Source organism: Streptomyces sp. NPDC058812, from assembly GCF_042744565.1.
Lineage (GTDB): Bacteria > Actinomycetota > Actinomycetes > Streptomycetales > Streptomycetaceae > Streptomyces > Streptomyces thinghirensis.
The window spans coordinates 129,117-152,804 of record NZ_JBHYOB010000006.1; the positions used below are offsets into that span (position 1 = coordinate 129,117).

The window sequence follows — 23,688 nt, forward strand, 5'->3', positions numbered from 1 at the left end:
CGGTCCCGCGAGTCTCAGGCACCGGCCGGACAACGCCATCCGAAGGACGCCAGCGCCCGCGCCCTGGCCTCCACGACCGCCATCCGGGCTTCCCGTTCGGCGGGGTCCACGTGGGCCGCCTGCCCGGTCGCCTGGCCCTCCCACTTGCGGTAGAGAAGGCCCACCTCTTCGGAGAACCACCCCCGGCTCACGCAGTTGAGCGCCAGCAGCAGGCCGGTGTCCTCGGACGCCGGCAGGGCCATCCAACCGCCGAGCGCGAGCAGCAGGTCGCGCCTTACCAAGAGCGTCGCCGGGTGGACCTGGGCGCGGTAACCGTTCGCCTTCCAGTAGTCGAGCACCGCTCCGCGCTCGATCGGCCCGTGGTCCGGATCACCAGGGAAACCGGCCGTCGAGCCGTCGGGCAGCAGGTCCAGGGCCCGCGACGTCGCCCACCCGAGCGCCGGGTCGGCCTCCAGGGCGGCCAGGTCGCGGGCCAGGGCTCCCGGCGGAAGCCGGTCGTCGGCGTCGAGGATCTTCACGTACTCGCCGTCCGCGTGGGACAGGGCCATCGTGCGGGCCACACCCGGGCCGCCCTGCTGCCCCGGCCGTCCCTGCCGGAAGACGACGCGCGGGTCGTCGGGCACGTGCGGGCGGACGTCGTCCGTCCGCCCGTCCTCCTGGATCACCCAGCGCCACTCCCAGCCGGCGGGCAACTCCTGCGCGCGCAGTGACGCGTAGGCCTCCGGCAGGAAGGGTGCCGAGGGGCCGTGGACGGCCGTGACGATGATGACGCGCCGGCTCACGGGCGCATTCAGGTCGTCCGCGATCACTTCGTACGCCTTCGGTACTGGCACTTCACCGGTTCCTGTCCGTTGTGATGCGGCTTCAGCCTAGCCACTCCTCAAGAGGCCTTGATGAGTTGGGTCGGGCGGCCCGGTACACGGCGGCGGCCCGGCTGCTCTGTCGAGCGGCCGGGCCGTTTCTCGCGTGTGGTGCTGTACGCAGATCGCCGTGACGTCGGGTTCGGGCGGTGCGGGCGCCGCGGCGGGTGCCGTGCGCGCGCCGGACCGCTCAGCGTTGGAGCGGCTCGGTGTGCTGGGCGGTGGAGTGCCGGGCCGGGACCTCCGCGGTGTCGTCGCACAGGAGGGCGGTGGACGTCGCGGTGGCGTCGGCGGTCGGACGGTGGCGGCACGTGGGGGCCTTGCCGTGGGCCTCGGCGCGGATGCGCTGTTTCATCGTGGGGGGCAGGGAGCCGGTACGTGACCAGGACCAGGGTGCCGCCGCCGCGGGGGCCGCCTCGGGGGAGGCGTTCTCGGTGTTGCTGTGCGTTCCGGTCTGCGGTACGGCCGCGGAGGCGGTCGTCGTGATGAGTCCGAGCGCCGTGCACAGCGCGAGGAAGGCGGTGACGATGGCGGTCCACAGCGTCATGACCTTGTTCCGGGCCATAACCCCTCACTTTCGGGTTGGGCGATTTGCGTACTTTCCTCATGATGTGTATGTGGGCCGCGAAGTGGTGGACCGACGCCCGTGGCGCGTCGATGTTCAGATGAACACCACCCGGATGGGTGCAAGGAGCCTGAAAAGGTGCCCAGACGGGAGGGATGCGGGCAAAGGTCGCATTCTGTGAGGGTGCGATCACCCTCCGATCGGAACGGCTTCGTCCGCGCTTACTGGGCTCTGACGGCGGGCAGTTGGGCCGCCGACACAGGTCACCGATCGGTATCGGCCGGTGTGTATAGTCGGGCGCCAGAGGTCCCCTACGTCAAGGAAAGACGAGGTAGCGCGGTGAAGAAGCTTCTCCTGGTCGCACTGGCCGCCATCGGCGGGCTCCTCGTGTACCGCCAGATCCAGGCGGATCGCGCCGAGCAGGATCTGTGGACGGAGGCGACTGACTCCGTGCCCACGGGTTCGTGAGTACGACCGACATCCGGTCCTGAGCAGACCCCGGCCGTCATACGGTCGGGGTTTTGTGTTGCCCGCACGCCGTTGCACGGATTCCGTTGCCCGGATTCCGCTGCCGGGATTCCGTGCGGGGGCGCGGAAGCGTGGGGCCGCGCGGCAGGATGGGCCACGGCCCGGTCCGGGCGGCGGCGACAGCGCCGGTGAGCGCGAGGGGTGGCGGGTGATGGGACGGTGGTGTACGGCTCGGCGGGGCGGCGCCGGGGCGGGGCGTGGCGGATCAGGGCGGGCGGGGCGTGCGGGATCAGGGTCTGACCGACCGCGTACGCCCGTGCGGCTGGCGGTCGTGACCGTCGTACTGGCCACGACCGCCGCCCTGCCCGCCGGTGCCTCGCTCGCGGCGGGTACGCCCCCCGGCTACGCCTTCGCCGAGGACGCCCGGCGGATCGAGGGGGCGAGCGGCACCTCGGACGCCGTACGCCTGGAACCCGGCGCCACGTACCGCAGTTCCCTGCCGAGAAGCGGCACTCTCTACTACCGCCTCGAACTCGACGCGGCGTCGGACGCATACGTCTCCGTCACCGCCGCACCCGGCCCCGGCGGCGAGGTCACCGCCGTCGACGGCATCCGGGTCTCCGTACAGGACGCCGAGGGCGGCTCCTGCTCGTCCGACAGCGCGACCTTCGGCGCCGCCCACAGCCCCCGCCCCGTCACGGCCCGGGGCATGCGCGAGATCGGCCCCGGCGAGACCCGGTGCCAGGACCCCGGCACCTACTACGTCGCGGTGGAGCGGTCCCGGCCCCAGGACTCCCCGCCGGGGGCCTGGGACCTGGAGCTCACCGCCGTCACCGAACCGCGCCCGGAACGGACCGGCGCGACCACCGCACCGGACGCCTGGGACTCCGTTTCCCCCGCCCCCCTCACCGGCGAGCCCGAACGACGCCCGGGCGGCAGCGGCTTCGCCCACGCCACCCCCGTCGGGCAGGGAGTCTGGCGTGACGGCATCCGACCCGGGCAGACCCTCTTCTACAAGGTGCCGGTCGACTGGGGCCGCCAGTTGTACGCGACCGCCGAACTCGGCAGCTCCGGCGACGGCTCCGGCTACGCCACCAGCGCCCTGCACCTGGCCCTCCACAACCCCGTGCGCGGCGAGGTCGACGACGCCGCGAGGGGATACACCGGCCGTCCGACGTCGGTCGGCCTCGCTCCTCTGCCGCCGGTGGCCTACGCCAACCGGTACGCCACCGACGGACAGGCCGGCGCGATGCGGTTCGCCGGCTCCTACTACCTCGTGGTGCACCTCGCGGCGCAGGTGGCCGACGACTTCGGCGACGGCCCCTTCGGGCTGACGCTGCGCGTACGGCTCGGGGGAGCGGCGAAGACCGGCCCGGAGTACGCGGGGGAGTCCGAGCCGAAGGGCGTCTTCGAGGTCTCGGCACAGGACCGGAAGGCCGCGCCGGAGGGCGGTGCCGGGGGCGGTGGTGCCGGGGGCGGCGACCTCGCCATGAAGGCGGTCGCCGTGGGCGGGATCGGCACCGGCAGCCTGCTGCTCGTGGGCCTGGGGGTGTGGACGGCGGCGGCGCGGCGCGGGCCGGGCAGGCCCTAGGTGTATTGATCACGAGCGTTGTTAATGCTGGCGGGGCTTGATCATGGCGAAGACCTCCGGTGTGGTGGAGCTGTCTAGGACTGCACCGCGCGGAGGTCTTCGTGTCCCTGTCCGGCTAACTGTTCACGGCAGGCGGCTGCTCATCGAGCGTGTCCGCACAACGAGCCCCAGGTATGCAAGCTCCGCCGGGCGCAAGAGCTCCGCCTGGCGCGACGCCCTGGCCGACCTCGGCGCGAGCCGCAAGCTCACCCGCGCCTACCGGCCGCAGACCAACGGCAAGGCCGAACGCTTCAACCGCACCCTGCTCGACGAATGGGCCCTACCTGCGGCCCCACACCAGCAACGACGAACGAACAGCAGCCCTGACAGACTTCCTGCACACCTACAACCACCACCGCTGCCACACCGCACTCGGCGGCCAACCACCGATCACCCGCGTCAACAACCCTGCGGGGTCAATACAACTAGTGGCGGCCGCCCGGGCTCAGATACGGGCCAGGGCCCAGAAGCCCACGGCGTAGCAGGCCAGCGCGAGGAGCAGCAGCGGAACCGCCAACCTGGCCGGAGGGCCGGGGCGGCGCCGCCGCCGTGCCGCGCGGTGCTGCGGATACGCCTGGGCGGGAGGGCGCGACTGCGGGCTCCGAGCGGTGTACGAGGCGGTGGGGACGTCGGCTCGCTGCTGCGGGAGCGGTGTCAGTGCCTGGGTGGGGAGCGGAGGCGCGTACGGGGGCCGGTACTGCGGGCCGCCCGGGAAGTCCGGGGTCTGCGCGTGCGCCTGCGCCTGCGGGGGACCGGGCGCGGGCGAGGAGGTGACGGTCGGCTGCGGGGGCGGCAGATGGAAACTGCCGGTCTCCGACATGGCGGACGGCCGGGCAGGCCCGGGAGACGGCGCCGACGGCGTGCCGTCCGGGGCGGGCGGGAGCCAGTCGTGGGGCGACGGGGTTTCGTCTTCAGCGGGCGGCGTTCGGTTGTGGGGCGGTGGGGTTTCGGCCGGGGCGGGCGGCCTGTGGTCGAGCTGCGGTGGGGTTCCGGCCGGGACCGCCATGCCGTCCGGGCCGGGCGACGTATGGTCCCGGACCGCCATGCCGTCCGGGGCGTGCGGCGTACGGCCCAGCGTCGACGGCGTACGGCCCTGGGCCGCCGGTGTACGGTCCAGCGTCGACGGCGTAGCGTCCGGCGCCGATCCCGGGTCGAGCGGCCGTCGTGGGTCCGTCGGGGCGTCGTCCACGCCCGTGGCGCGCCTGTGTGGCCCGTCGGGCCCGAACCCCGTGGGCAGCGGGCCGACTTGGTCGAAGATCTCGATCAGCTCGTCGTCGGGTCCCGGCTCCGGCAGCAGTTCCGCCGCCGCGGCCAGCGCCTTGCGCGCCCCCGTGGCGGTGCGGAACCTCGCCGGTGGGTCCGGCTGCACCAGCGTCGCCACGACCTGCCACAGCGGCTCGGGAATCCCCTGCGGCGCGGGCGGCGTCCCGTGTTCGGCGAAGTACCGCACCAGCGCCTTGGCGTCCGGCTTGGCCCCCTCCAGCAGGTACAGGGCGACCAGGCCCACGGCGAACAGGTCGGCCGGGAAGTCGGGCTCCGCGCCCATCATCTGCTCCGGCGCGAGGTAACCCGGCGTCCCCACCACGAGGTTGGTCTCCGTCAGCCGGGGCTCGCCCAGCCGCATCGCGATGCCGAAGTCGGACAGCCGCAACCGGGGCCGGCCCGTCCCCGTCGCTTCGAGCAGCAGGTTCGCGGGTTTGATGTCGCGGTGCACTACGTCCTCCGCGTGCACCGCCGCCAGGCCCGCGAGCAGCTGGTCGAGAAGGGTGCAGACGAAGGCGGGCGGCAGGGGGCCGTAGTCCCCGACCAGGTGGACGAGCGAGCCGCCCGTGACCAGGTCCATGGTGAACAGGACCTTGTCGTCGTCGGCGGCCCAGCTCGCGGGCGCGAGCACATGGGGATGATCGATCCGCATCGCCTGTTCGCGCACGAACCGCAGCAGCGAGTGCGCGTCGCGCTGTTGGAGCACCTTGGCGGCCACGTACCGCCGGCGGCGGTGGTCCCAGGCACGCCAGACGGCACCGACCCCGCCCCGGCCGATCGGGTCGACCAGCTCGTACCGGCCCGCGAAGACCTCACCCATGGCTGTGCGCCGCTCCTCCCCTGGGACCTGTCGCGCCACTCCCGCGGCCCGGCCGCCGTACCCCCTTCCGGCGACCGGACCCCGGGGTCAGTTCTGGTGGGACTGGTAGTGCGCCACCGCGTCCGAGGTGCGGCCCGCGCCGTACACCCGCAGGAACTCCGCCAGCTCCGGGTGGGACGGCGCCAGGGCGTCCGCCGCGTCGATGATGTCCCCGGCGGCCGCCACCGAGCGCAGCAGCGACTGGATCTCGCGGACCACCCGCTTGACCGTCGGCGCTCCCGAACTGCTCGTGGTCGTGGTGGTGTTGTTGAGCACCGAGCCCCCCTGCGACTTCTTGATCTCGTCCATGCGCTCAGTCGCCTCGGCCGCGCTCACGCTGCCGTCCGCTACCTGTCCCGCGAGGTCCTGCAGCAGCTGCACCCGCTGAACCACCGCGGGATTGCCGATCTTCGCCCGCTGGCCGCTCATCAGCTGCGACAGCATCGGCGCGGACAGCCCCAGCACCCCCGCGAGACGAGCCTGGTTGAGACCAAGATCGTCGATCAGCCTGCGGAAGAGCGCCCCCAGCGGCTCCCCGTACCAGTTCCGCTGCAGTTCCCGCGCTCTTGCGGTGGCTTCCTGCTGTGCGGCGTCCATTGCGTCTCCCCATCGCTTCCCCAAAAACCGCAGTTCGCTCCAGCGAACCACGCCGAGCATCTTACGGAGCGTGGTGTTTCCCCGGGAGCCCCAATCGTTTGTGAGATACGGGGGGCGACCCGGTACTCTTGTCTGCGGCGCCCCGCCGGCACGAGGCTTACCGGCCGGACGCCTCCTTCGGGGCCTTAGCTCAGTTGGTAGAGCGCTGTCTTTGCATGGCAGATGTCAGGGGTTCGACTCCCCTAGGCTCCACTCATATAGCCCCTCTGACCTGCGGAAAAGCAGTTCGGAGGGGCTTTTTGTGTGCTGGTGTGTGCCCCTGGTCTCTCACCTGTCGGCGTACGGGGACATCAGGGGCAGTTCCACGGTGACGCGCATTCCGCCGGCGGAGCGTGGGGCGAGGGTGAGAGTCCCGTCGTGTGCCTGGGCGATGGTATTGACGATCGCCAGGCCCAGACCGACGCCTGCCTGGTCGGTGTGGACGCGTTCGGTGCCCCGCTGGAAGGGCTCGGTGAGGGTCGAGACCACCTGTGGATCGAGGCGCTCGCCGGTGTTCTCGACGGTGAGCACCACGCTCCTGGGGCGGACGCTGGTGCGGACCCGTACGTTGCCGTGTTCCGGCAGGTTGTGGACGATCGCGTTCTGCACGAGGTTCGTGGTCAGCTGCAGCAGCAGCGTCGGCGATCCCATCGTGGGGGCGATGTCTCCGTAGGTCTCGATGGTGACGCCGTGCTTCTCCGCGAGGGGCAGGAGCGTCTCGGTGGCCTCTTCCGCCACGAGGGACAGGTCGACGCGTTCTCGGGAGAAGGACCGCTGCTCGGCGCGGCTGAGCAGGAGCAGTGCCTCGGTGAGGTCGATGGCTCGGGCGTTGACGGCGTGGAGGCGGTTGACGAGTTCACCGGTGTCCTGGTCCGGATCGGTGCGGGCCACGTCGAGCAGTGCCTTCGAGATCGCCAGCGGGGTGCGCAGCTCATGAGAGGCGTTGGCTGTGAACCGGCGCTGTTCGGCGACGTGTGCTTCGAGCCGCGCGAGCATCATGTCGAAGGCGTCGGCGAGTTCGCGGAACTCGTCCGCGCGGCCCGGCAGCCGGATCCGGTGGGAGAGCGATCCGTCGGTGGCCATGCGCGTGGCGTGTGTGATGTGGGTCAGGGGGGCGAGCATGCGGCCGGCGAGGAACCAACCTCCCAGGAGCCCGAATACCAGGAGGAACACCATTACCGCGGCTGCCGTCGGGGCGAAGTCGCGCACGAAGATGGTGCCCGGAGTCACCCGCACCGCCCCCGATTCGTTGGTCTGCCACCACCCCTGTCGCAGGAGGAACACTCCTACCGCGACGAGCAGCAAGGCACCCGTGAGCATGAGGAAGCCGGCGTAGCTGAGGGTGAGTTTGAGGCGAACACTCAGCCCGGGCCGCCTATCCACGGCCCTTACCATCCTCACCGTCCTCACGTCCGGTGCCGGGCCCCGTGTCGATGCGGTAGCCGACGCCTGGCACGGTGGCGATGATCCAGGGCTCGCCGAGGCGTTTGCGCAGTGCGGAGACCGTGATGCGCACGGCGTTGGTGAACGGGTCGGCGTTCTCGTCCCACGCCCGTTCCAGGAGTTCCTCGGCGCTGACCACACCGCCTTCGGCGGTGACGAGGACTTCGAGCACCGCGAACTGTTTGCGGGTGAGCGCGACGTAGCGGTCGTCGCGGTAGACCTCGCGGCGGAACGGATCCAGCCGCAGGCCCGCGATCTCTCGTACGGGGGGCCTGGGGAGCGCACGCCTGCGGTCGAGTGCCCTGAGCCTGAGTACGAGCTCCTGCAGTTCGAACGGCTTCGTGAGGTAGTCGTCCGCGCCGAGTCCGAACCCGGAAGCCTTGTCGTCGAGACGGTCGGCGGCGGTGAGCATCAGGATCGGCATACCGCTGCCGGAGGCCACGATGCGTTTGGCGACCTCGTCGCCGGAGGGGCCGGGGATGTCGCGGTCGAGGACGGCGATGTCGTAGGTGTTGACGCCGAGCAGTTCCAGAGCGGTGTCACCGTCACCCGCGAGGTCGGCGGCGATCGCTTCCAGGCGCAGACCGGCGCGGATGGCTTCCGCCATGTAGGGCTCGTCCTCGACCACCAAGACACGCATGGCCTCAAGGCTACGAGTCGGTACATATCGTCGGCGTATCGAAATCCGCATACGTGCCGGCAACACCGTGTCGCTTTCACTCGTCCCCAGGCCCCGGGCCCGGAGAGAACGAACGAACACAGCGGTGAGCGAGGGCGGACGGACGATGACGCAGGTGGACACGGCGGAGACCGCACAGGGCCGCCGGGCGGTCCGTAACGGCCGCCGGCCGGGGCCCTGGAAGCGCGGCCCGGTCCTCGCGGCGCTGGCACTGCTCCTCGGCCTGCTCATGCTGCTGCACCCGAAGATCCCGAACCGGATCGGTGGCCTCGGCAGCCTGGCGCAGACCTTCCTGCCGTGGTTCGGCCTGTTCGTCCCGGTGCTGCTGGCGGGGGCGCTGTGGCGCCGCTCCGCCTCCGCGGTGATCGCGCTGCTGCTGCCGGTCACGGTGTGGCTGAACCTCTTCGGCGGGCTGCTCGGCGACAAGTCCCACCCGGGCGGCGACCTCACCGTGGTGAGCCACAACGTCGGCGCCGACAACCCCGACCCGGCCGGCACCGCCCGCGACCTGGCCGCCTCCGGCGCGGACGTGCTGGCACTGGAGGAGATCACCCCGCAGGCCAGGGGCACGTACGAGAGGGAACTGGCGAAGGCGTACCCGTACCACGAAGTGCGGGGCACGGTCGGGCTGTGGAGCAGGCTCCCGCTCTCCGACACCCGGCCGGTCGACATCGAGCAGGACGTCGGGCCGCTGGGGGACGCCAAGCCGGCCGAGGCCAAGATGACCGACTACCGGGCGCTGCGCTCCACGGTGGCCACGGACGAGGGGCCGCTGGCGGTGTATGTGGCCCACCTGGGTTCCGTACGGGTGAACCCCAGGGCGGGCTTCTGGACGGACTCGCGGGACAGGAACGCGCAGGCGCTCGGCACAGCCCTCGCCGCCGAGCGGAACGAGCGGGTGGTGCTGCTCGGCGACCTCAACGGCACCATGGACGACCGCGCGTTCGACGGCATCACCTCGCAGCTGCACTCGGTCCAGGACGCGGCCGGGGACGGCTTCGGGTTCACCTGGCCTGCGGAGTTCCCGGTGGTGCGGATCGACCAGATCCTGGTCCGCGGCGTGCGGCCGGAGAGCTCGTGGCTGCTGCCGGCCACCGGCAGCGACCACCGGCCGGTGGCGGCCGGGATCAGCTGGTGAACATCGCGCACAGCCGACGGAGGAGACCGGCCTCGTACGGCGCCGTCCCAGAACAGCCCGGTATATCCGGTGCATATCGTCGGCATATCGAAAACCGCATACGCGCCGACAACACCACGCTGCCTTGACTGACGGCATGTCCTACAGCGAACCGGCACGAACAGCAGCCCAGTCCTCGGCGCCCTTGTCCTCCTCGGCCGGCAGGGGGCGGGCATGAGGCTGACCGTCGGGCCGATCAGCGCCGTCGAGCACTTGGCGTTCGTGCGGACGCAGCGGTCGGTCAGCTTCCTGCAGACCCCGGCATGGGGCCGCGTCAAGACGGAGTGGCGCAGCGAGTCCCTCGGCTGGTTCGACGGTCGGCGGCTGGTCGGTGCCGGGCTCGTCCTGCACCGCCCGGTGCCGCGGCTCGACCGCTTCACGCTGGCCTACCTGCCCGAGGGCCCGGTCATCGACTGGGCCGGCGAGATCGACGCGTGGCTCGATCCGCTGGCGGCGTATCTCAAGGCGCACGGCGCGTTCGCGATCCGGCTCGGCCCGCCGGTGTGTACGGACACCTGGAGCACCGGCCAGGTCAAGGAGGGCATCGCCGACTCGGACGTCCAGCGGCTCACCGAGCTGCGGAGCCAGTGGGCCGACCCGGTCGGCGCCCGGGTGACCAGCCGGCTCAGGGACGCCGGCTGGCTGCCGCGGAGCCCGGAGGACGGCTTCGGGGTCGGGCATCCGCAGTTCAAGTACGAGCTTCCGCTGGCCGGCAGGACCGAGGCCGACCTGCTCAGCGGCATGAACCAGCAGTGGCGCCGCAACATCAAGAGGTCGGCCAAGGAGGGCGTCGAGGTCACGGTCGGTGAAGACCTGAAGGAGGACCTGAAGGTGTTTCACCGCCTCTACGTCCACACCGCCGAGCGCGACGGCTTCACGCCCCGGCCGCTGCGGTACTTCGAGACCATGTTCGCGGCGCTGAGCGCCGAGGACCCCGACCGGATCAAGCTCTACCTGGCCCACCACCAGGGCGATCCGGTCGCCGCCACCGTCCTGGTCCGCGTAGGCGCCCACGCGTGCTACTCCTACGGCGCCTCCTCCACCGAGAAGCGCGAGGTACGCGGCTCCAACGCCTGCCAGTGGGCGATGATCCGCGACTCGCTGGCGGCCGGCTGCGATGTCTATGACCTGCGCGGCATCACCCCCACCCTCGACGCCGGCGACCCGCATGTCGGGCTGATCCGGTTCAAGGTCGGCACCGGCGGTCGGGCGGTGCGGTACGTCGGCGAGTGGGACCTGCCGCTGCGGCCGATGGTCTACCGGGTTTTCGATCTCTATATGAGGCGGCGCGGGGTGTATCGCCGGCATATCGAAAACCACATACGTCCCGGCAACGTCACGCCGCCTTGACTGTAGGCATGACCTACAGCGAACCGCCCCGCATCACCATGTACGGGTGCGGCCCGGATGAAGCCGTTCTGTTCCGAGAGCTGGCGCCCCGCTTCGGCGTGACGCCGGCCATCACGGACGCACCGGTCTCCGAAGCCAATATTGAACTGGCATACGGAAGCCGGTGCATCAGCGTCGGCCACAAGGCTCGCATCACCAACGCCACTCTTCTCGCGCTCGGTCGAGTCGGCGTGACGTATATCTCCACGCGAAGCATCGGGTACGACCATATCGACGTGGAATACGCGGACAGCGTCGGCATCTCGGTCGAAAACGTCACCTATTCGCCAGACAGCGTGGCCGACTACACGCTGATGCTGATGTTGATGACGGTGCGAGACGCGAAGTCCATCATCCGTCGCGCAGACACACACGATTACCGATTGAGTGAAGTACGTGGGAAGGAGCTGCGCGATCTGACCATCGGGGTGATCGGAACAGGCCGCATCGGCGCAGCGGTCATGGACAGGCTGCGGGGTTTCGGCTGCCGAATCCTGGCCCATGACAATCGGCCCAGTACCGCCGCCGATTACGTTCCTCTCGATGAGCTGCTGCGGCGGAGCGACATGGTCACGCTCCACGCACCGCTCGACGCGGATACGCGCCACCTGCTGAATCGGCAGCGTATGGAGAAGATGAAGTACGGCGCGCTGATCGTCAACACCGGACGTGGTGCGCTTGTCGACACCGAGGCCCTGGTGCAGGCATTGGAAAGCGGCAGATTGGGCGGCGCGGCGTTGGATGTCCTCGAAGGAGAGGAAGGAATCTTCTACGCCGACTGCCGAGACAAACCCATCGAAAGCAAGCCGCTGTTGCGGCTGCAGGAGCTGCCGAACGTACTCATCAGCCCGCACACCGCTTACTACACGGACCACGCCCTGAGCGACACCGTGGAAAACTCCCTCACCAACTGCCTGAAATTCGAAAGCAGGAAGCAGCATGGATAGGCTCAAGATCGGAATCATATTCGGGGGTCGTTCCGAAGAGCACCACGTCTCCGTCAAGTCCGCGCGAGAGGTCGCACGGAACCTCGACATCGAGAAGTACGAACCCTTCTACATCAGGATCGCGAAGAGCGGTGCCTGGCAGCTCTGTGACGGGCCCGACGCCGCTCGGGAGGACGGCAGCCGCCGACCGGCCGTGCTGTCACCGGACAGCAGCGTGCACGGACTGCTCGTCCAGGAGCAGGGCCGGCACGAAACGATCCGCCTGGACGTCGTGTTGCCCGTCCTGCACGGCACACTCGGCGAGGATGGCGCGATCCAGGGCTTGCTCGAGCTGTCCGGCATCCCCTACATCGGCTGCGACATCCAAAGCTCCGCTCTGTGCATGGACAAGTCGCTTGCCTACCTCGTCGCCAGGAGCGCGGGCATCGCGACGCCGAATTTCTGGACCGTCACGCCGAACGAGAACATCGATCCCGACAGCCTCACCTACCCGGTGTTCGTGAAGCCGGCCCGTTCGGGATCATCCTTCGGTGTCACCAAGGTATCCCGAGAAGATGACCTGCCGAGCGCGGTGGAAACCGCGAGAAAGTTCGACTCGAAGGTGCTGATCGAAGAGGCCGTCGTCGGCAGCGAGATCGGATGCGCCATCCTGGGGAACGACACGGAACTGGTCGCGGGCGAGGTGGATCGGATCGCACTCTCCCACGGCTTCTTCAGAATCCATCAGGAGGACGAGCCGGAGACCGGTTCCGAGAACTCGTCAGCGATTGTTCCCGCCGACATTCCGGAAGAGTCGCGATGGCTCGTTCAGGAGACCGCCAAGGCCGTATACCGCGCCTTGGGATGCCGGGGCCTGTCACGGGTGGACATGTTCCTCAAGGAAGACGGGGAAGTAGTCCTCAACGAGGTCAACACACTGCCCGGCCTGACCTCGTACAGCCGTTATCCGAGAATGATGGCGGCCGCGGGAATGCCGCTTGCCGAAGTGATCGACCGGACGGTGTCACTGGCGTTGACGGGGAAAAGCCGATGAAGGATGACTTCGTCTTCGTGGACGAGCTTGGACCCGGGATACGCTGGGATGCCAAGTACGCGACGTGGGACAACTTCACCGGCAAACCGGTGGACGGGTACCTGGCAAATCGAGTCGTCGGTACGAGGGCCTTGCGTGCGGCCCTCGAAAGCGCGCGGGAGAAGGCCGCATCCCTTGGATTCGGTTTGCTCCTCTGGGATGGTTACCGCCCGCAGCGCGCCGTCGACTGCTTTCTGCGCTGGTCGACGCAGCCGGAGGATGGCCGGACGAAATCACGGCACTATCCGAATATCGACAGGGCCGAGATGTTCGAAAAGGGATACGTGGCCGCCAAGTCGGGCCACAGCCGGGGCAGCACCGTTGACCTCACACTGTATGACTTGGCCACCGGTGAACTCGCCCCCATGGGCGGCGGCCATGACCTGATGGATGCCATCTCGCATCATGGAGCAAAAGGAATCCCGCAAGCCGAGGCACGGAACCGCCAGCACCTTCGATCCATCATGGAGGCCTGTGGTTTCAGTGCATATGATTGCGAATGGTGGCATTACACCCTCAAGGGCGAACCTTATCCGGACACCTATTTTGATTTCCCCGTCGCGTAGCCCATCCGGGCCGAGCCGTCTGAAGGGCCCTCGACAGCGGGCGCCGACGGTCTCCGCAACCGCCCCACCAGGCAAGACAGTTGGCCGAGCACGCCGCCGGACCGCCTCGCCGCACCGCCGCACCGGAGCGACCGCGGCTGCTGGGCGTGCACCGACCCCCCGGGGCCCCGCCGAGCACCACGGAGGTGCTGTCTGCTCTTGATATCGTCACCCCACAGGGCACCAGCGCCACACCCCTGCGGGGCGGTGCCACGTGGCTCATCGCCGTCGGAAGGCGTCCGGTCGCTACCGACGAGGTGGAAGGGGTAACCATGCGGGCGAAGGTACGGGCCGCTCTCGATGCGCTCTATATGAAGCGGCTGGTCAGGGAGTTGGAGGGACGCCCACGCCCCCAGCACATCGGCATCATGCTCGACGGCAACCGCCGGTGGGCCAAGATGTCGGGCATCGACGACCCACGCGAGGGCTACCGGGCCGGCGGGGCGAAGGTGCTGGACTTCCTGCGCTGGTGCGACTCCGCACAGATCGAGCACGTCACCCTGTTCATGCTCTCCGACGACAACCTCCACCGGCCCGAAGACCAGCTGAACCCGCTCATCGACATCATCGCCGAGGTCGTGGAACAGCTCGCCGCGCCGGGCAACCCCTGGCCCGTCGAAGCGGTCGGCGCCCTGGACCTGCTGCCCGCCGAATCCGCGACCCGCCTCAAGGCCGCCACCGCCGCCACCCAGGACCGCAAGGGCGGCACCAAGGTCGACGTCGCCGTCGGCTACGGAGGCCGGCGAGAGATCGTCGACGCCGTACGCTCCGCCCTCACCGAGCACAGCTCCCAGGGCGGGGACATCGACGAGTTCATCGAGACCTTCACCATGGAGCACATCTCCAAGCACCTGTACTCCAAGACACGGTCCGAGTCCGACCTCATCATCCGCACCTCCGGCGAACAGCGCCTCTCCGGATTCCTGCTCTGGCAGTCCGCCTACGCCGAAGTCCACTTCTGCGAGACCTACTGGCCGGACTTCCGCGAGATCGACTTCCTGCGCGCCCTGCGCTCCTACTCCCTGCGCGAACGCCGCTACGGCCGCTGAGTGAGGCCTTCGACGTCCTTCGAGGCCGGCAACCGTTTCACGTGAAACATCGCCGCGGGGCGGGAGACCCTGAGGTCTCCCGCCCCGCGGCGATGCGAGATCCGTCCGGCGAAGGTCAGCGGGGCTCGTCGCCCTCCGCCGCCTCGTCCTGCGCCTGTTTGGCCTGCACCTCGGGATCGAGGATCGCCTCGCCGGTGCCGTCCACCGACGTCAGCCGCCCCGACTCGGGAACCTCCGTCGCCTCGGGCGGCTCCACCAGCCAGTCCGGGTTGGCCTGCTTGTCCCACCACTTCCAGGCAGCGAAGGCACCGCCCGCGACGACACCCGCCACCGCCAGAATCTTGGCGATACGCCCGGCCCTGGCCCGACGCTGATGCTTACGCGTCAGCTTCTGGATCTCCTTGGCCGTGACCTCACCCCGCAGCGCCGCCAGCGCGGCGGCACCCCGCGCGGCGGCCTCGTCCCTGACGGGTCCTGCCGCGGCCACCGCCTGCTCGATCCTCGGCCTGGAGTACTCGGCCGCCTGCCGGGCGGCCAGACGGGTACGGACGGCGGCCTCCTGAGCGGCCGCGTCCATCTTCGGCGGCACATGCGTACGGGCCTGCTCCAGCCGCGGCGCGACATGCGCACCGTACTGGTGACGGGCCTGGCACGCGGCCTGCGACACCTTGGGCGCCAGCCGTCCGCGCGCCTCCTGTGCGTAGTGAGCGGCCCTGTCCTTGGCCGTGTCGGCGTAGGGCGCCACCACTTCCGCGGCGTGCAGCACGCTGTCCTTCGCCGAACCGGTCGCGGCGCGCACGCTGTCGATGCGGGTCACGGGTTCCTCCTCCTCGGTGGCGTACGGTAATTCGACTTTCCACCCTTTTACGGATCATGCCTGCGGACGCACTGCCAGGCATGTGAGGGCGGGCATCCGGGTCACGGGCGATGCCTTCGGGCCCTCTGGGGCAAGTGGTGATGAAGTTGCGAACAAGAGTCGATCAACATCAATAACGGATGAATACCGGGCAACGGGAGCCTGCCGACGACAATGCCACGGATCGGCGCCCCGCGCTCGGAACCACCGGATCGGAGCAGGAAACGTCGCGGGGCGCTGCACGCACCCCCGACCGTGCAAGGATCGACGAGCACGACAGGACGACGGAAGGCACAACGTGGCCGAGCAGCTCTACGCCACCCTGAAGACCAACCAGGGCGACATCGAGATCCGGCTTCTTCCGGACTACGCCCCCCGGACGGTCAGGAACTTCGTCGAGCTGGCCCAGGGCGCCCGGGAATGGACCCACCCCGCCACCGGCGAGAAGTCCACCGACAGGCTCTACGACGGCACGGCCTTCCACCGGGTGATCAGCGGCTTCATGATCCAGGGCGGCGACCCGCTCGGCAACGGCACCGGCGGCCCCGGCTACCAGTTCGAGGACGAGATCCACCCCGACCTCGCCTTCGACAAGCCCTACCTGATGGCCATGGCCAACGCCGGCCCCGACACCAACGGCTCGCAGTTCTTCATCACCGTCTCCCCGACGACCTGGCTGAACCGCCAGCGCACGATCTTCGGCGAGGTGACCGACGCGGCCAGCCAGAAGGTCGTCGACGCCATCGCCACCACCCAGACCAACCCCCGCACCGAACGCCCCCTCAACGACGTCGTCATCGAGTCGGTCGTCGTCGAGACCCGCCAGGGCTGATCACCGGCACTGGCCACAAGGACTACCTCCCCGCCCGCAGGGCAGGAACCAAACGCCCCGCCCATCCGTAAAAAAGGGCGGGGCGGTACATGTGCCCACACCGCTCACAGGACGACCGAGGGGAAGCCATGGACCACGCGGCAGCCGGCCCACCGGACGCCCAGAGCACACCCGGCTGCTACCGCCACCCCGACCGGGAGACCGGCATCCGCTGCACCCGCTGCGAACGCCCCATCTGCACGGACTGCATGGTCAACGCCTCCGTGGGCTTCCACTGCCCCGACTGCGCGAGCGGCCGCACCGGCGGCGGGCCGGCCCCGGCCGCGTCCCGGCCGCGCACCCTGGCCGGAGGTACCGTCGCCGCGGACCCCCACCTCCTCACCAAGATCCTCATCGGGATCAACGTCGCGGTGTTCATCGCCGTACACGCCCTGTCGGAGTCCTTCCTAGGCGGCATGGTCCTGGTCGGGCAATGGCCTCCCGCCCCCTACTACATCCCGAACGAGGGCGTCGCCGAGGGCGAGTGGTACCGCCTGGTGACCACGATGTTCACCCACGAGGAAATCTGGCACATCGGCTTCAACATGCTCAGCCTCTGGTTCCTCGGAGGCCCTCTGGAAGCCGCCCTCGGCAGAGCCCGCTACTTCACGCTCTACCTCGTCTCCGGTCTGGCCGGCAGCGCGCTCACCTATCTGCTGGCCTCGCCCACCCAGGCCACCCTCGGCGCCTCCGGCGCGGTCTTCGGCCTCTTCGGCGCCACCGCCGCACTCGTCCGCCGCCTCAACGCCGACATGCGGCCGATCGCCATCCTCTTGGTGATCAACCTGGTCTTCACCTTCACCTGGGCCAACATCGCCTGGCAGGCCCACGTCGGCGGCCTCGTCGCCGGCGCCGCGATCGGCTACGCCATGCTCCACGCCCCGCGCGAGCGGCGGACGCTCGTGCAGTACGGCACCTGCGCGCTGGTCCTCGTGGCCGTCGTCGGCCTGACCCTGTTGAGAACCGCCCAGCTCACCTGAGCACGCGTTGTCCACAGCGGGTGGCGGATCTTGTGCACAGCGTGCGGGAACAAGTGTGCCCCCTGTAGCTGACTTGGGTTTCCGCAGGTCAGGCAGGGGGCGAACGTGTTTTCGGTTGCCAGTACTTCCGTCACACCGGCGTCAATGTCCAGTGGGTTATCCACAGATCGTCTTTCTTTTCCCCATGTGGATAACGCCTGTGGATAACTCCGTGGATAGCCCTGGGGAGAGCTGCGTCCAGCCCGCGAGCGGGCTGCTGCCGGACTACTGGCCGGCTACTTCCACTGCGTCGAGACACCGAATCCGGCGGCGATGAAACCGAAGCCCACCACGATGTTCCAGTTGCCCAGCGCGTCGATGGGCAGTGAACCGTCGGTGACGTAGAAGACGACGATCCAGGCGAGGCCGATGACGAACATGGCCAGCATGACGGGTGCCACCCAGCTGCGGCTGGTCAGCTTGATGCTGGTCGCCTGCTTCGACGGCGGCGGCGTGTAGTCGGCCTTCTTGCGGATACGTGACTTCGGCACGAGGGTCTCTCCTGTCGATGCGCTGCGTGGCCGCGCAGGGAACGGGGTCGGGGACTCTGAGCGCTCCCCCGGGCGTCCGTTAGCGTAGTGCTTCCGTGGCGCCGAAGGAGATAAGGGTACGTTGAGCAATTCTGCCGACTCCCCCGGGACGGGATCCAGTCCTGCCCGCAGGCGCCGATTCCGGCCCGTGCGCGTACTCACGGCGGCCGTCTTCGCTCTCGCGGGACTCATATTCTTCACCAGCTTCAATACCGCCAAGGGCACCAATATCCGCACGGACGCCTCTTTGCTCAAGTTGTCCGATCTCATCCACGAGCGCAGCGGGGAGAACGGTGAGCTGGAGGAGTCCAACGCGGCTCTGCGCGACGAGATCGACGCGCTCGCCGAGCGCGACAACGGAAGCACGAAGGCGGAGGCGGACAAGCTCGCGGCGCTGAAGAAGAAGGCGGGTACGCAGAAGCTGAAGGGCGAGTCGATCTCGGTCACGCTCGATGACGCCCCGCCGGACGCCACCGCCAAGCTCCCCGGCTACCCGGAACCCGAGCCCGACTACCTGGTGATCCACCAGCAGGATCTCCAGGCCGTGGTGAACGCGCTGTGGCAGGGCGGCGCCGAGGGCATCAAGGTGATGGACCAGCGGCTGATCTCCACCAGCGCGGTGCGCTGTGTGGGCAACACCCTGATCCTCCAGGGCCGCGTCTACTCCCCGCCGTACAAGATCCAGGCGGTGGGGGATCCGGAGCGGCTGAAGGAAGCGCTGGCCGCGTCCCCGGCGATCCAGAACTACATGGTGTACGTCAACGTCTACGGGCTGGGCTGGAAGGTCGAGGACGAGGGGCGGGTGACGCTGCCGGGCTACTCGGGCACGGCGGACCTGCACTATGCCCAGCCTGTGGATTGACGCCTTTCCGGAGGGCCCCGCGCCGCTAGTCTGGTGCGGTACGGCGTGAGTCTGGCGCCGTGGTGCGACGGAAGGGACGGCATGTACGGCTGGATCTGGCGGCATCTGCCGGGGAGCGCGTGGGTGAAGGCGCTGCTCTCACTCATGCTGGCGGTGACCGTGGTCTACGTCCTCTTCCAGTACGTCTTCCCGTGGGCCGAGCCGCTGCTCCCCTTCAACGATGTGACGGTGGACAACCAGTGAGTGCGCGCATCCTCGTCGTCGACAACTACGACAGCTTCGTCTTCAACCTGGTCCAGTACCTGTATCAGCTGGGCGCCGAGTGCGAGGTGCTGCGCAACGACGAGGTGTCGACGGCGCACGCCCAGGACGGCTTCGACGGCGTGCTGCTCTCCCCCGGCCCGGGTACGCCGGAGCAGGCGGGGGTCTGCGTCGAGATGGTCCGGCACTGCGCGGCGACCGGGGTGCCCGTCTTCGGCGTCTGCCTCGGCATGCAGTCGATGCAGGTGGCGTACGGCGGTGTGGTGGACCGGGCGCCGGAGCTGCTGCACGGCAAGACCTCGCCGGTCGAGCACGCGGGCCAGGGCGTCTTCGCGGGCCTGCCCTCTCCGTTCACGGCGACGCGGTACCACTCGCTGGCGGCGGAGCCGGCCACGGTTCCGGCGGAGCTGGAGGTGACGGCACGCACGCACGACGGGATCGTGATGGGGCTGCGCCATCGTGAACTGCCCGTCGAGGGTGTGCAGTTCCATCCGGAGTCGGTGCTGACCGAGCACGGGCACCGGATGCTGGCCAACTGGCTGGCGGAGTGCGGCGACCAGGACGCGGTGGCGAGGTCGGCGGGGCTCGCCCCGGTGGTGGGCAGGGCCACGGCGTGACCGCGCTGCGCCCCGAGCGTGACTCCGGCGCGGCCGGTGACCAGGGATCCTCGTACGGGCGGCCGTACGGGGATTCCGGTGCGTTCGGGGGCGGTTGGCACGAGGGCTCCGCTTCTGGGGACTTCTCCTCCGGGGAGCCGTACCGGTCGGTCGTCGGCGACGACGAGACGGTGGCGCTGTGGGTTCCGGACCCGCCGCCGGAGCGGAGGACCACGGCTTCTCCCGCGGGCGGCGGTCGCGCGGCCCGCAGGAAGGCCGCGAAAGGGCGTCACGGACGTCGTGGGGCCTCCCGGGGCCCGTCGGCGGCACAGGAGCCGGTCGAGGCGCCGAAAGCGCCTCTGTCGCGCGTAGAGGCGCGTCGGCAGGCTCGTGCGCGCAAGCCGGGTGCCGCGGTGATCGCCAGCCGTGCGATCGGTGAGGTCTTCATCACGACCGGTGTGCTGATGCTGCTGTTCGTCACGTACCAGTTGTGGTGGACGAACGTGCGGGCGCAGGCGCAGGCGGACAAGGCGGCGAGCAGTCTCCAGGACGACTGGGCGAGCGGCAAGCGGAATCCGGGGACGTTCGAGCCGGGGCAGGGGTTCGCGCTGCTGCACATTCCCAAGCTGGACGTCGTGGTGCCGATCGCGGAGGGCATCGACGACGAGAAGGTCCTGGACCGGGGCATGGTCGGGCACTACGCCGAGGGTGCGCTGAAGACGGCGATGCCGGAGGCGAAGACGGGCAACTTCGGGCTGGCGGGGCATCGCAACACGCATGGCGAACCGTTCCGGTACATCAACAAGCTGAGCCCGGGCGATCCGATCGTCGTGGAGACGCAGGACGAGTACTTCGTCTACAAGATGGCGTCGATACTGCCGGTGACCTCGCCGAGCAACGTCAGCGTCCTCGACCCGGTGCCGAAGCAGTCCGGTTTCAAGGAACCCGGCCGCTACATCACCCTCACGACCTGCACGCCGGAGTTCACGAGCAAGTACCGGATGATCGTCTGGGGCAAGATGATCGAGGAACGGCCGCGCAGCAAGGGCAAGCCGGATGCGCTCGTCAGTTAAGGGCGGATGACCAGTGGCAGCGACCACCGACACGGAGCACGAAGAGCACACCGGCGCGGACGGCCCACCGGAGCCCGCGGCACCCCGCCGCGGTCGCGGCCCGGGGCGGATCGTCGCGCGGGCCGTCAGCGTCTTCGGCGAGCTCCTGATCACCGCGGGCCTGGTGCTCGGCCTGTTCGTCGTCTACTCCCTGTGGTGGACGAACGTGGTCGCCGACCGCGCGGCGGACGAGCAGGCCGACAAGGTCCGCGACGACTGGGCCCAGGACCGGGTCGGTCCGGACGGTCCGGGGGCGCTGGACACCAGGGCGGGCATCGGCTTCCTGCACGTGCCGGCGATGGGGAACGGCGACATCCTGGTGGAGAAGGGCACGTCGATGAAGATCCTCAACGACGGCGTGGCCGGCTACTACACCGACCCGGTCAAGTCGGCGCTGCCGACCTCCGGCAAGAAGGGCAACTTCTCGCTGGCGGCGCACCGGGACGGGCACGGGGCGAAGTTCCACAACATCGACAAGATCGAGAAGGGCGACCCGATCGTCTTCGAGACGAAGGACAAGTGGTACGTCTACAAGACCTACGCGGTCCTTCCCGAGACGTCGAAGTTCAACGTCAAGGTGCTCGACGCGGTCCCCGAGGAGTCCGGCAAGAAGAAGGCCGGCCACTACATCACGCTGACGACCTGCACGCCGGTGTACACGAGCCGGTACCGGTACGTGGTGTGGGGGGAGCTGGTGCGCACGGAGAAGGTGGACGGGGAGCGGACTCCGCCGGTTGAGTTGCGGTGAGGTGACTACGACAGAGCCCCGGTCCCTCCGCTGAGGGGCCGGGGCTCTTGCCGTACCGGTGAGTTGCCGGGGTGCGTCAGTCGTCGCCGCGGAGGCCGCCGATGAAGCCGCCGCCGTTGTTACCGCCGTTGCCGTTTCCGTTGCCACCCGCGGTGGTGAGGGTGATCGGCGTGGCGGCCGGGTCGTCGACCTCGGTGCCCGCCGGCGGGTTCTGCTGTATCACCAGGGCGTTGTCGTCGCCGGGACCGGAGACCTGGATGTTGGTGAAGCCGGCCTGCTGCAGGGTCTGCTTGGCCTGACCCAGCGGGGTCCCGAGCTTGATCTCCGGAACCTTCGTCTTCTCCGCGACCTTGCCCACGAAGATCTGCACCGGGGAGCCCTTGTCGACCTGCGTGTTCGCCGTGGGCGTCGTGGAGATGACCTTGCCGTCCTGGTTCGGGTCGGTCGTCGGCTGGTCCGTGCAGGTGGCTTCGAGGTCGCTGCTCTCCATCTGGGCCTTGGCCTCGTCGCAGCTGCGGCCGAGGACGTCCGGCACTGTGGACTTCTCCTCGGCCTTGGCGACCTCCAGGGTCACCGTGGAGCCCTTCTCCAGCTCGTTGCCCGGGTCGGGGTCCTGGCTGAGGACGGTGCCCTCGTCCTGGGAGGACTCGGTCTGCTTGGTCTCGACCTCGAAGCCCTTGTCCTTGAGCTGCTGGGTGGCCTCGTCGACGTTCTTGTCGATGACGTTCGGCACGGCGACCTTGGGGGCGCCGGTCGAGACGACCAGGTTGACGGTGGACTTCTTGTCGACGCTGGTGCCCTGCGCGGGGTCCTGCGAGCAGATGCTGCCCTTCTTCTGGTCCTCGCAGGGCTTCTGCGTGAAGGCCAGTTCCAGGTCGGCGTTGGTGGCCAGTTGCTGGGCGTCGGCCCTGGTCTGGCCGACGAAGGCCGGCACGTCGACCTTGTCGTTGCCTGGCCCGCCGCTGCCGCTGAACGCGTACTTGCCGATCAGGATCGCGCCCACGAGGACGAGGATGCCGGCCAGGACCAGGAAGATCGTGGAGGTGTTCGACTTGCGCGGCTGCTGGCGGCGCCGGTCGGGGCGGTCGTCGTAGCCGTAGCCGCCGTCGTCCGGGTTCATGGGCGGCAGCATGGTCGTGGCGCCGCCGCCCGCGTCCGAGCGCAGGGCGGTGGTCGGCTGGTCGTCGGGGTAGGCGCCGTAGCCGCCCGCGGCCATGGCGCCGAGCGCGGCGGTGGCGCCGACCGGCTGGCCGTCGAGACAGGCCTCGATGTCGGCACGCATCTCATCGGCCGACTGGTAGCGGTAGTCGGGGTCCTTGACCAGGGCCTTCAGCACGATCGCGTCCATCTCGGGCGTGATCTCGGGGTCGAAGACGCTGGGCGCCTGCGGTTCCTCGCGCACGTGCTGGTAGGCGACGGCGACCGGGGAGTCGCCGACGAAGGGCGGCCGCACCGTGAGCAGCTCGTAGAGGAGGCAGCCCGTGGAGTACAGGTCGGATCGCGCGTCGACCTGCTCGCCCTTGGCCTGCTCCGGCGAGAGGTACTGGGCGGTGCCGATCACCGCGGCCGTCTGCGTCATCGTCATGCCGGAGTCGCCCATGGCGCGGGCGATGCCGAAGTCCATGACCTTGACCTGGCCGCCCCGCGTCAGCATGACGTTGGCCGGCTTGATGTCGCGGTGGACGATGCCTGCCCGGTGCGAGTACTCCAGCGCCTGGAGGATGCCGATGGTCATCTCCAGCGTCCGCTCCGGCAGCAGCTTGCGGCCGGAGTGGAGCAGTTCACGGAGTGTGGAACCGTCGACGTACTCCATGACGATGTACGGGATCGACACGTTGTCGATGTAGTCCTCGCCCGTGTCGTAGACCGCCACGATCGCGGGGTGGTTGAGCGAGGCGGCCGACTGGGCCTCCCGGCGGAAGCGGGCCTGGAAGGACGGGTCGCGCGCGAGGTCCGCGCGCAGCGTCTTCACCGCCACCTGGCGTCCGAGCCGGGTGTCATGCGCGTGGTAAACCTCCGCCATGCCACCACGGCCGAGCACCGGGCCCAGCTCGTACCGGCCGCCGAGGCGACGCGGCTCTTCCATGGTTACTACCAGCCCTCTCCGTCGGTCCCGACCGGCATGCTTGTACGGTCGGAGGCTGCCGTCCGGCCTACCGTACCCGGCTCGCTCCGAGTGACCTGGCCAAGC

The 23,688-nt window shown here is 69.4% G+C and carries 24 protein-coding genes, 1 tRNA gene and 1 pseudogene; 17 read left to right on the forward strand and 9 right to left on the reverse strand.

The features are described from left to right. Positions 1-14: 14 nt before the first annotated feature. Entirely contained in the window at positions 15-782 is a 768-nt protein-coding gene (locus ACFW48_RS14450; protein ID WP_386314893.1) for a glycosyltransferase family 2 protein, read from the reverse strand. A gap of 268 nt (positions 783-1,050) precedes the next feature. Then, positions 1,051-1,425, reverse strand: coding sequence for a DUF6344 domain-containing protein (locus ACFW48_RS14455; RefSeq protein WP_386314247.1), 375 nt, complete (start codon positions 1,423-1,425; stop codon positions 1,051-1,053). A gap of 339 nt (positions 1,426-1,764) precedes the next feature. On the opposite strand from ACFW48_RS14455, the gene ACFW48_RS14460 reads away from it, so the two are divergent. The 3 genes and pseudogenes from ACFW48_RS14460 to ACFW48_RS14470 form a co-directional block, all read left to right on the forward strand. After that, entirely contained in the window at positions 1,765-1,893 is a 129-nt protein-coding gene (locus ACFW48_RS14460) for a DLW-39 family protein (protein WP_003999697.1), read from the forward strand. A gap of 211 nt (positions 1,894-2,104) precedes the next feature. Further along, positions 2,105-3,484 carry a hypothetical protein gene (locus ACFW48_RS14465; protein ID WP_386314250.1) on the forward strand — a complete coding sequence of 460 codons (1,380 nt, stop codon included), beginning with the start codon at positions 2,105-2,107 and terminating at the stop codon, positions 3,482-3,484. A gap of 238 nt (positions 3,485-3,722) precedes the next feature. Further along, positions 3,723-4,005: pseudogene (locus ACFW48_RS14470) on the forward strand (integrase core domain-containing protein); the annotation flags it as partial. On the opposite strand, the gene ACFW48_RS14475 reads toward ACFW48_RS14470, so the two are convergent. Next, positions 3,969-5,606, reverse strand: coding sequence for a protein kinase (locus tag ACFW48_RS14475; RefSeq protein ID WP_386314253.1), 1,638 nt, complete (start codon positions 5,604-5,606; stop codon positions 3,969-3,971). The pseudogene ACFW48_RS14470 and the gene ACFW48_RS14475 sit on opposite strands and share 37 nt — an antisense overlap. 87 nt (positions 5,607-5,693) lie before the next feature. After that, positions 5,694-6,242 (reverse strand): helix-turn-helix domain-containing protein, encoded by a 549-nt coding sequence (locus ACFW48_RS14480; protein WP_386314256.1) that lies wholly within the window; start codon positions 6,240-6,242, stop codon positions 5,694-5,696. A gap of 179 nt (positions 6,243-6,421) precedes the next feature. Between ACFW48_RS14480 and ACFW48_RS14485 the strand changes: the two genes are divergently transcribed. Further along, positions 6,422-6,494, forward strand: a tRNA-Ala gene (locus ACFW48_RS14485). A gap of 75 nt (positions 6,495-6,569) precedes the next feature. Here the strand turns inward: ACFW48_RS14485 and ACFW48_RS14490 are convergent. Then, complete coding sequence (locus ACFW48_RS14490) at positions 6,570-7,664, reverse strand: sensor histidine kinase (RefSeq protein WP_386314259.1); 1,095 nt, start codon at positions 7,662-7,664, stop codon at positions 6,570-6,572. After that, entirely contained in the window at positions 7,657-8,364 is a 708-nt protein-coding gene (locus ACFW48_RS14495) for a response regulator transcription factor (RefSeq protein ID WP_386314262.1), read from the reverse strand. The genes ACFW48_RS14490 and ACFW48_RS14495 overlap by 8 nt, the downstream gene beginning before the upstream one ends. A gap of 145 nt (positions 8,365-8,509) precedes the next feature. Between ACFW48_RS14495 and ACFW48_RS14500 the strand changes: the two genes are divergently transcribed. The 6 genes from ACFW48_RS14500 to ACFW48_RS14525 all read left to right on the forward strand — a co-directional run bounded on the left by ACFW48_RS14500 (position 8,510) and on the right by ACFW48_RS14525 (position 14,642). Then, positions 8,510-9,541, forward strand: coding sequence for an endonuclease/exonuclease/phosphatase family protein (locus ACFW48_RS14500; RefSeq protein ID WP_386314265.1), 1,032 nt, complete (start codon positions 8,510-8,512; stop codon positions 9,539-9,541). Between the two features lie 213 nt (positions 9,542-9,754). Then, positions 9,755-10,930, forward strand: coding sequence for a lipid II:glycine glycyltransferase FemX (locus tag ACFW48_RS14505; protein ID WP_386314268.1), 1,176 nt, complete (start codon positions 9,755-9,757; stop codon positions 10,928-10,930). A gap of 8 nt (positions 10,931-10,938) precedes the next feature. Next, the gene (gene vanH / locus ACFW48_RS14510) at positions 10,939-11,916 is read left to right on the forward strand and encodes a D-lactate dehydrogenase VanH (RefSeq protein ID WP_386314270.1); all 978 of its coding nucleotides are present in this window, start codon (positions 10,939-10,941) and stop codon (positions 11,914-11,916) included. After that, a complete protein-coding gene (gene vanA-Sc, locus ACFW48_RS14515) occupies positions 11,909-12,949 on the forward strand; it encodes a D-alanine--(R)-lactate ligase VanA-Sc (protein ID WP_386314273.1) in 1,041 nt (346 codons plus the stop codon). Before vanH ends, vanA-Sc begins: the two co-directional genes overlap by 8 nt. Then, positions 12,946-13,554, forward strand: coding sequence for a D-Ala-D-Ala dipeptidase VanX (vanX, locus tag ACFW48_RS14520; RefSeq protein ID WP_386314276.1), 609 nt, complete (start codon positions 12,946-12,948; stop codon positions 13,552-13,554). Before vanA-Sc ends, vanX begins: the two co-directional genes overlap by 4 nt. Before the next feature lie 311 nt (positions 13,555-13,865). Next, a complete protein-coding gene (locus tag ACFW48_RS14525; RefSeq protein ID WP_386314278.1) occupies positions 13,866-14,642 on the forward strand; it encodes an isoprenyl transferase in 777 nt (258 codons plus the stop codon). 115 nt (positions 14,643-14,757) lie between these two features. Here ACFW48_RS14525 and ACFW48_RS14530 read toward each other — a convergent pair whose 3' ends face one another. Continuing rightward, on the reverse strand, positions 14,758-15,459 hold the full coding sequence (locus ACFW48_RS14530) for a DUF5324 family protein (protein WP_386314281.1): 702 nt from the start codon (positions 15,457-15,459) through the stop codon (positions 14,758-14,760). A 337-nt stretch (positions 15,460-15,796) separates the two neighbouring features. Here ACFW48_RS14530 and ACFW48_RS14535 point away from each other — a divergent pair, with 337 nt between their 5' ends. After that, a complete protein-coding gene (locus ACFW48_RS14535) occupies positions 15,797-16,330 on the forward strand; it encodes a peptidylprolyl isomerase (RefSeq protein WP_386314284.1) in 534 nt (177 codons plus the stop codon). Positions 16,331-16,458: 128 nt separating this feature from the next. Beyond that, on the forward strand, positions 16,459-17,349 hold the full coding sequence (locus ACFW48_RS14540) for a rhomboid family intramembrane serine protease (RefSeq protein ID WP_386314287.1): 891 nt from the start codon (positions 16,459-16,461) through the stop codon (positions 17,347-17,349). A gap of 275 nt (positions 17,350-17,624) precedes the next feature. On the opposite strand, the gene crgA is transcribed toward ACFW48_RS14540, so the two are convergent. Further along, entirely contained in the window at positions 17,625-17,879 is a 255-nt protein-coding gene (gene crgA / locus ACFW48_RS14545) for a cell division protein CrgA (protein WP_121748040.1), read from the reverse strand. Positions 17,880-18,000: 121 nt separating this feature from the next. Here crgA and ACFW48_RS14550 point away from each other — a divergent pair, with 121 nt between their 5' ends. From ACFW48_RS14550 to ACFW48_RS14570, 5 genes are read left to right on the forward strand one after another with little or no spacing between them, the layout of a single operon-like run. Further along, positions 18,001-18,780, forward strand: a complete 780-nt coding sequence (locus tag ACFW48_RS14550; protein WP_386314291.1) for a DUF881 domain-containing protein — start codon at positions 18,001-18,003, stop codon at positions 18,778-18,780. A gap of 45 nt (positions 18,781-18,825) precedes the next feature. Continuing rightward, positions 18,826-19,023: a hypothetical protein gene (locus ACFW48_RS14555; RefSeq protein ID WP_386314924.1), complete on the forward strand. Its 198-nt coding sequence runs from the start codon at positions 18,826-18,828 to the stop codon at positions 19,021-19,023. Beyond that, on the forward strand, positions 19,020-19,658 hold the full coding sequence (locus ACFW48_RS14560; RefSeq protein ID WP_386314293.1) for an aminodeoxychorismate/anthranilate synthase component II: 639 nt from the start codon (positions 19,020-19,022) through the stop codon (positions 19,656-19,658). The genes ACFW48_RS14555 and ACFW48_RS14560 overlap by 4 nt, the downstream gene beginning before the upstream one ends. Continuing rightward, positions 19,655-20,710, forward strand: a complete 1,056-nt coding sequence (locus ACFW48_RS14565) for a class E sortase (protein ID WP_386314296.1) — start codon at positions 19,655-19,657, stop codon at positions 20,708-20,710. The genes ACFW48_RS14560 and ACFW48_RS14565 overlap by 4 nt, the downstream gene beginning before the upstream one ends. Positions 20,711-20,723: 13 nt before the next feature. Continuing rightward, a complete protein-coding gene (locus tag ACFW48_RS14570) occupies positions 20,724-21,497 on the forward strand; it encodes a class E sortase (protein WP_386314299.1) in 774 nt (257 codons plus the stop codon). Between the two features lie 76 nt (positions 21,498-21,573). Here ACFW48_RS14570 and pknB read toward each other — a convergent pair whose 3' ends face one another. Beyond that, positions 21,574-23,583: a Stk1 family PASTA domain-containing Ser/Thr kinase gene (pknB, locus tag ACFW48_RS14575; protein ID WP_386314302.1), complete on the reverse strand. Its 2,010-nt coding sequence runs from the start codon at positions 23,581-23,583 to the stop codon at positions 21,574-21,576. Positions 23,584-23,688 lie beyond the last annotated feature (105 nt).

What these genes read in the sequence shown, in the direction of transcription:
- vanH (WP_386314270.1), top strand. Translation starts at nt 10,939, where the DNA reads ATGACCTACAGCGAACCGCCCCGCATCACCATGTACGGGTGCGGCCCG.
- ACFW48_RS14480 (WP_386314256.1), bottom strand. Translation starts at nt 6,242, where the DNA reads ATGGACGCCGCACAGCAGGAAGCCACCGCAAGAGCGCGGGAACTGCAG.
- ACFW48_RS14500 (WP_386314265.1), top strand. Translation starts at nt 8,510, where the DNA reads ATGACGCAGGTGGACACGGCGGAGACCGCACAGGGCCGCCGGGCGGTC.
- ACFW48_RS14540 (WP_386314287.1), top strand. Translation starts at nt 16,459, where the DNA reads ATGGACCACGCGGCAGCCGGCCCACCGGACGCCCAGAGCACACCCGGC.
- ACFW48_RS14475 (WP_386314253.1), bottom strand. Translation starts at nt 5,606, where the DNA reads ATGGGTGAGGTCTTCGCGGGCCGGTACGAGCTGGTCGACCCGATCGGC.
- ACFW48_RS14505 (WP_386314268.1), top strand. Translation starts at nt 9,755, where the DNA reads ATGAGGCTGACCGTCGGGCCGATCAGCGCCGTCGAGCACTTGGCGTTC.
- ACFW48_RS14455 (WP_386314247.1), bottom strand. Translation starts at nt 1,425, where the DNA reads ATGGCCCGGAACAAGGTCATGACGCTGTGGACCGCCATCGTCACCGCC.
- ACFW48_RS14525 (WP_386314278.1), top strand. Translation starts at nt 13,866, where the DNA reads ATGCGGGCGAAGGTACGGGCCGCTCTCGATGCGCTCTATATGAAGCGG.
- vanA-Sc (WP_386314273.1), top strand. Translation starts at nt 11,909, where the DNA reads ATGGATAGGCTCAAGATCGGAATCATATTCGGGGGTCGTTCCGAAGAG.
- vanX (WP_386314276.1), top strand. Translation starts at nt 12,946, where the DNA reads ATGAAGGATGACTTCGTCTTCGTGGACGAGCTTGGACCCGGGATACGC.
- ACFW48_RS14495 (WP_386314262.1), bottom strand. Translation starts at nt 8,364, where the DNA reads ATGCGTGTCTTGGTGGTCGAGGACGAGCCCTACATGGCGGAAGCCATC.
- pknB (WP_386314302.1), bottom strand. Translation starts at nt 23,583, where the DNA reads ATGGAAGAGCCGCGTCGCCTCGGCGGCCGGTACGAGCTGGGCCCGGTG.
- ACFW48_RS14465 (WP_386314250.1), top strand. Translation starts at nt 2,105, where the DNA reads ATGGGACGGTGGTGTACGGCTCGGCGGGGCGGCGCCGGGGCGGGGCGT.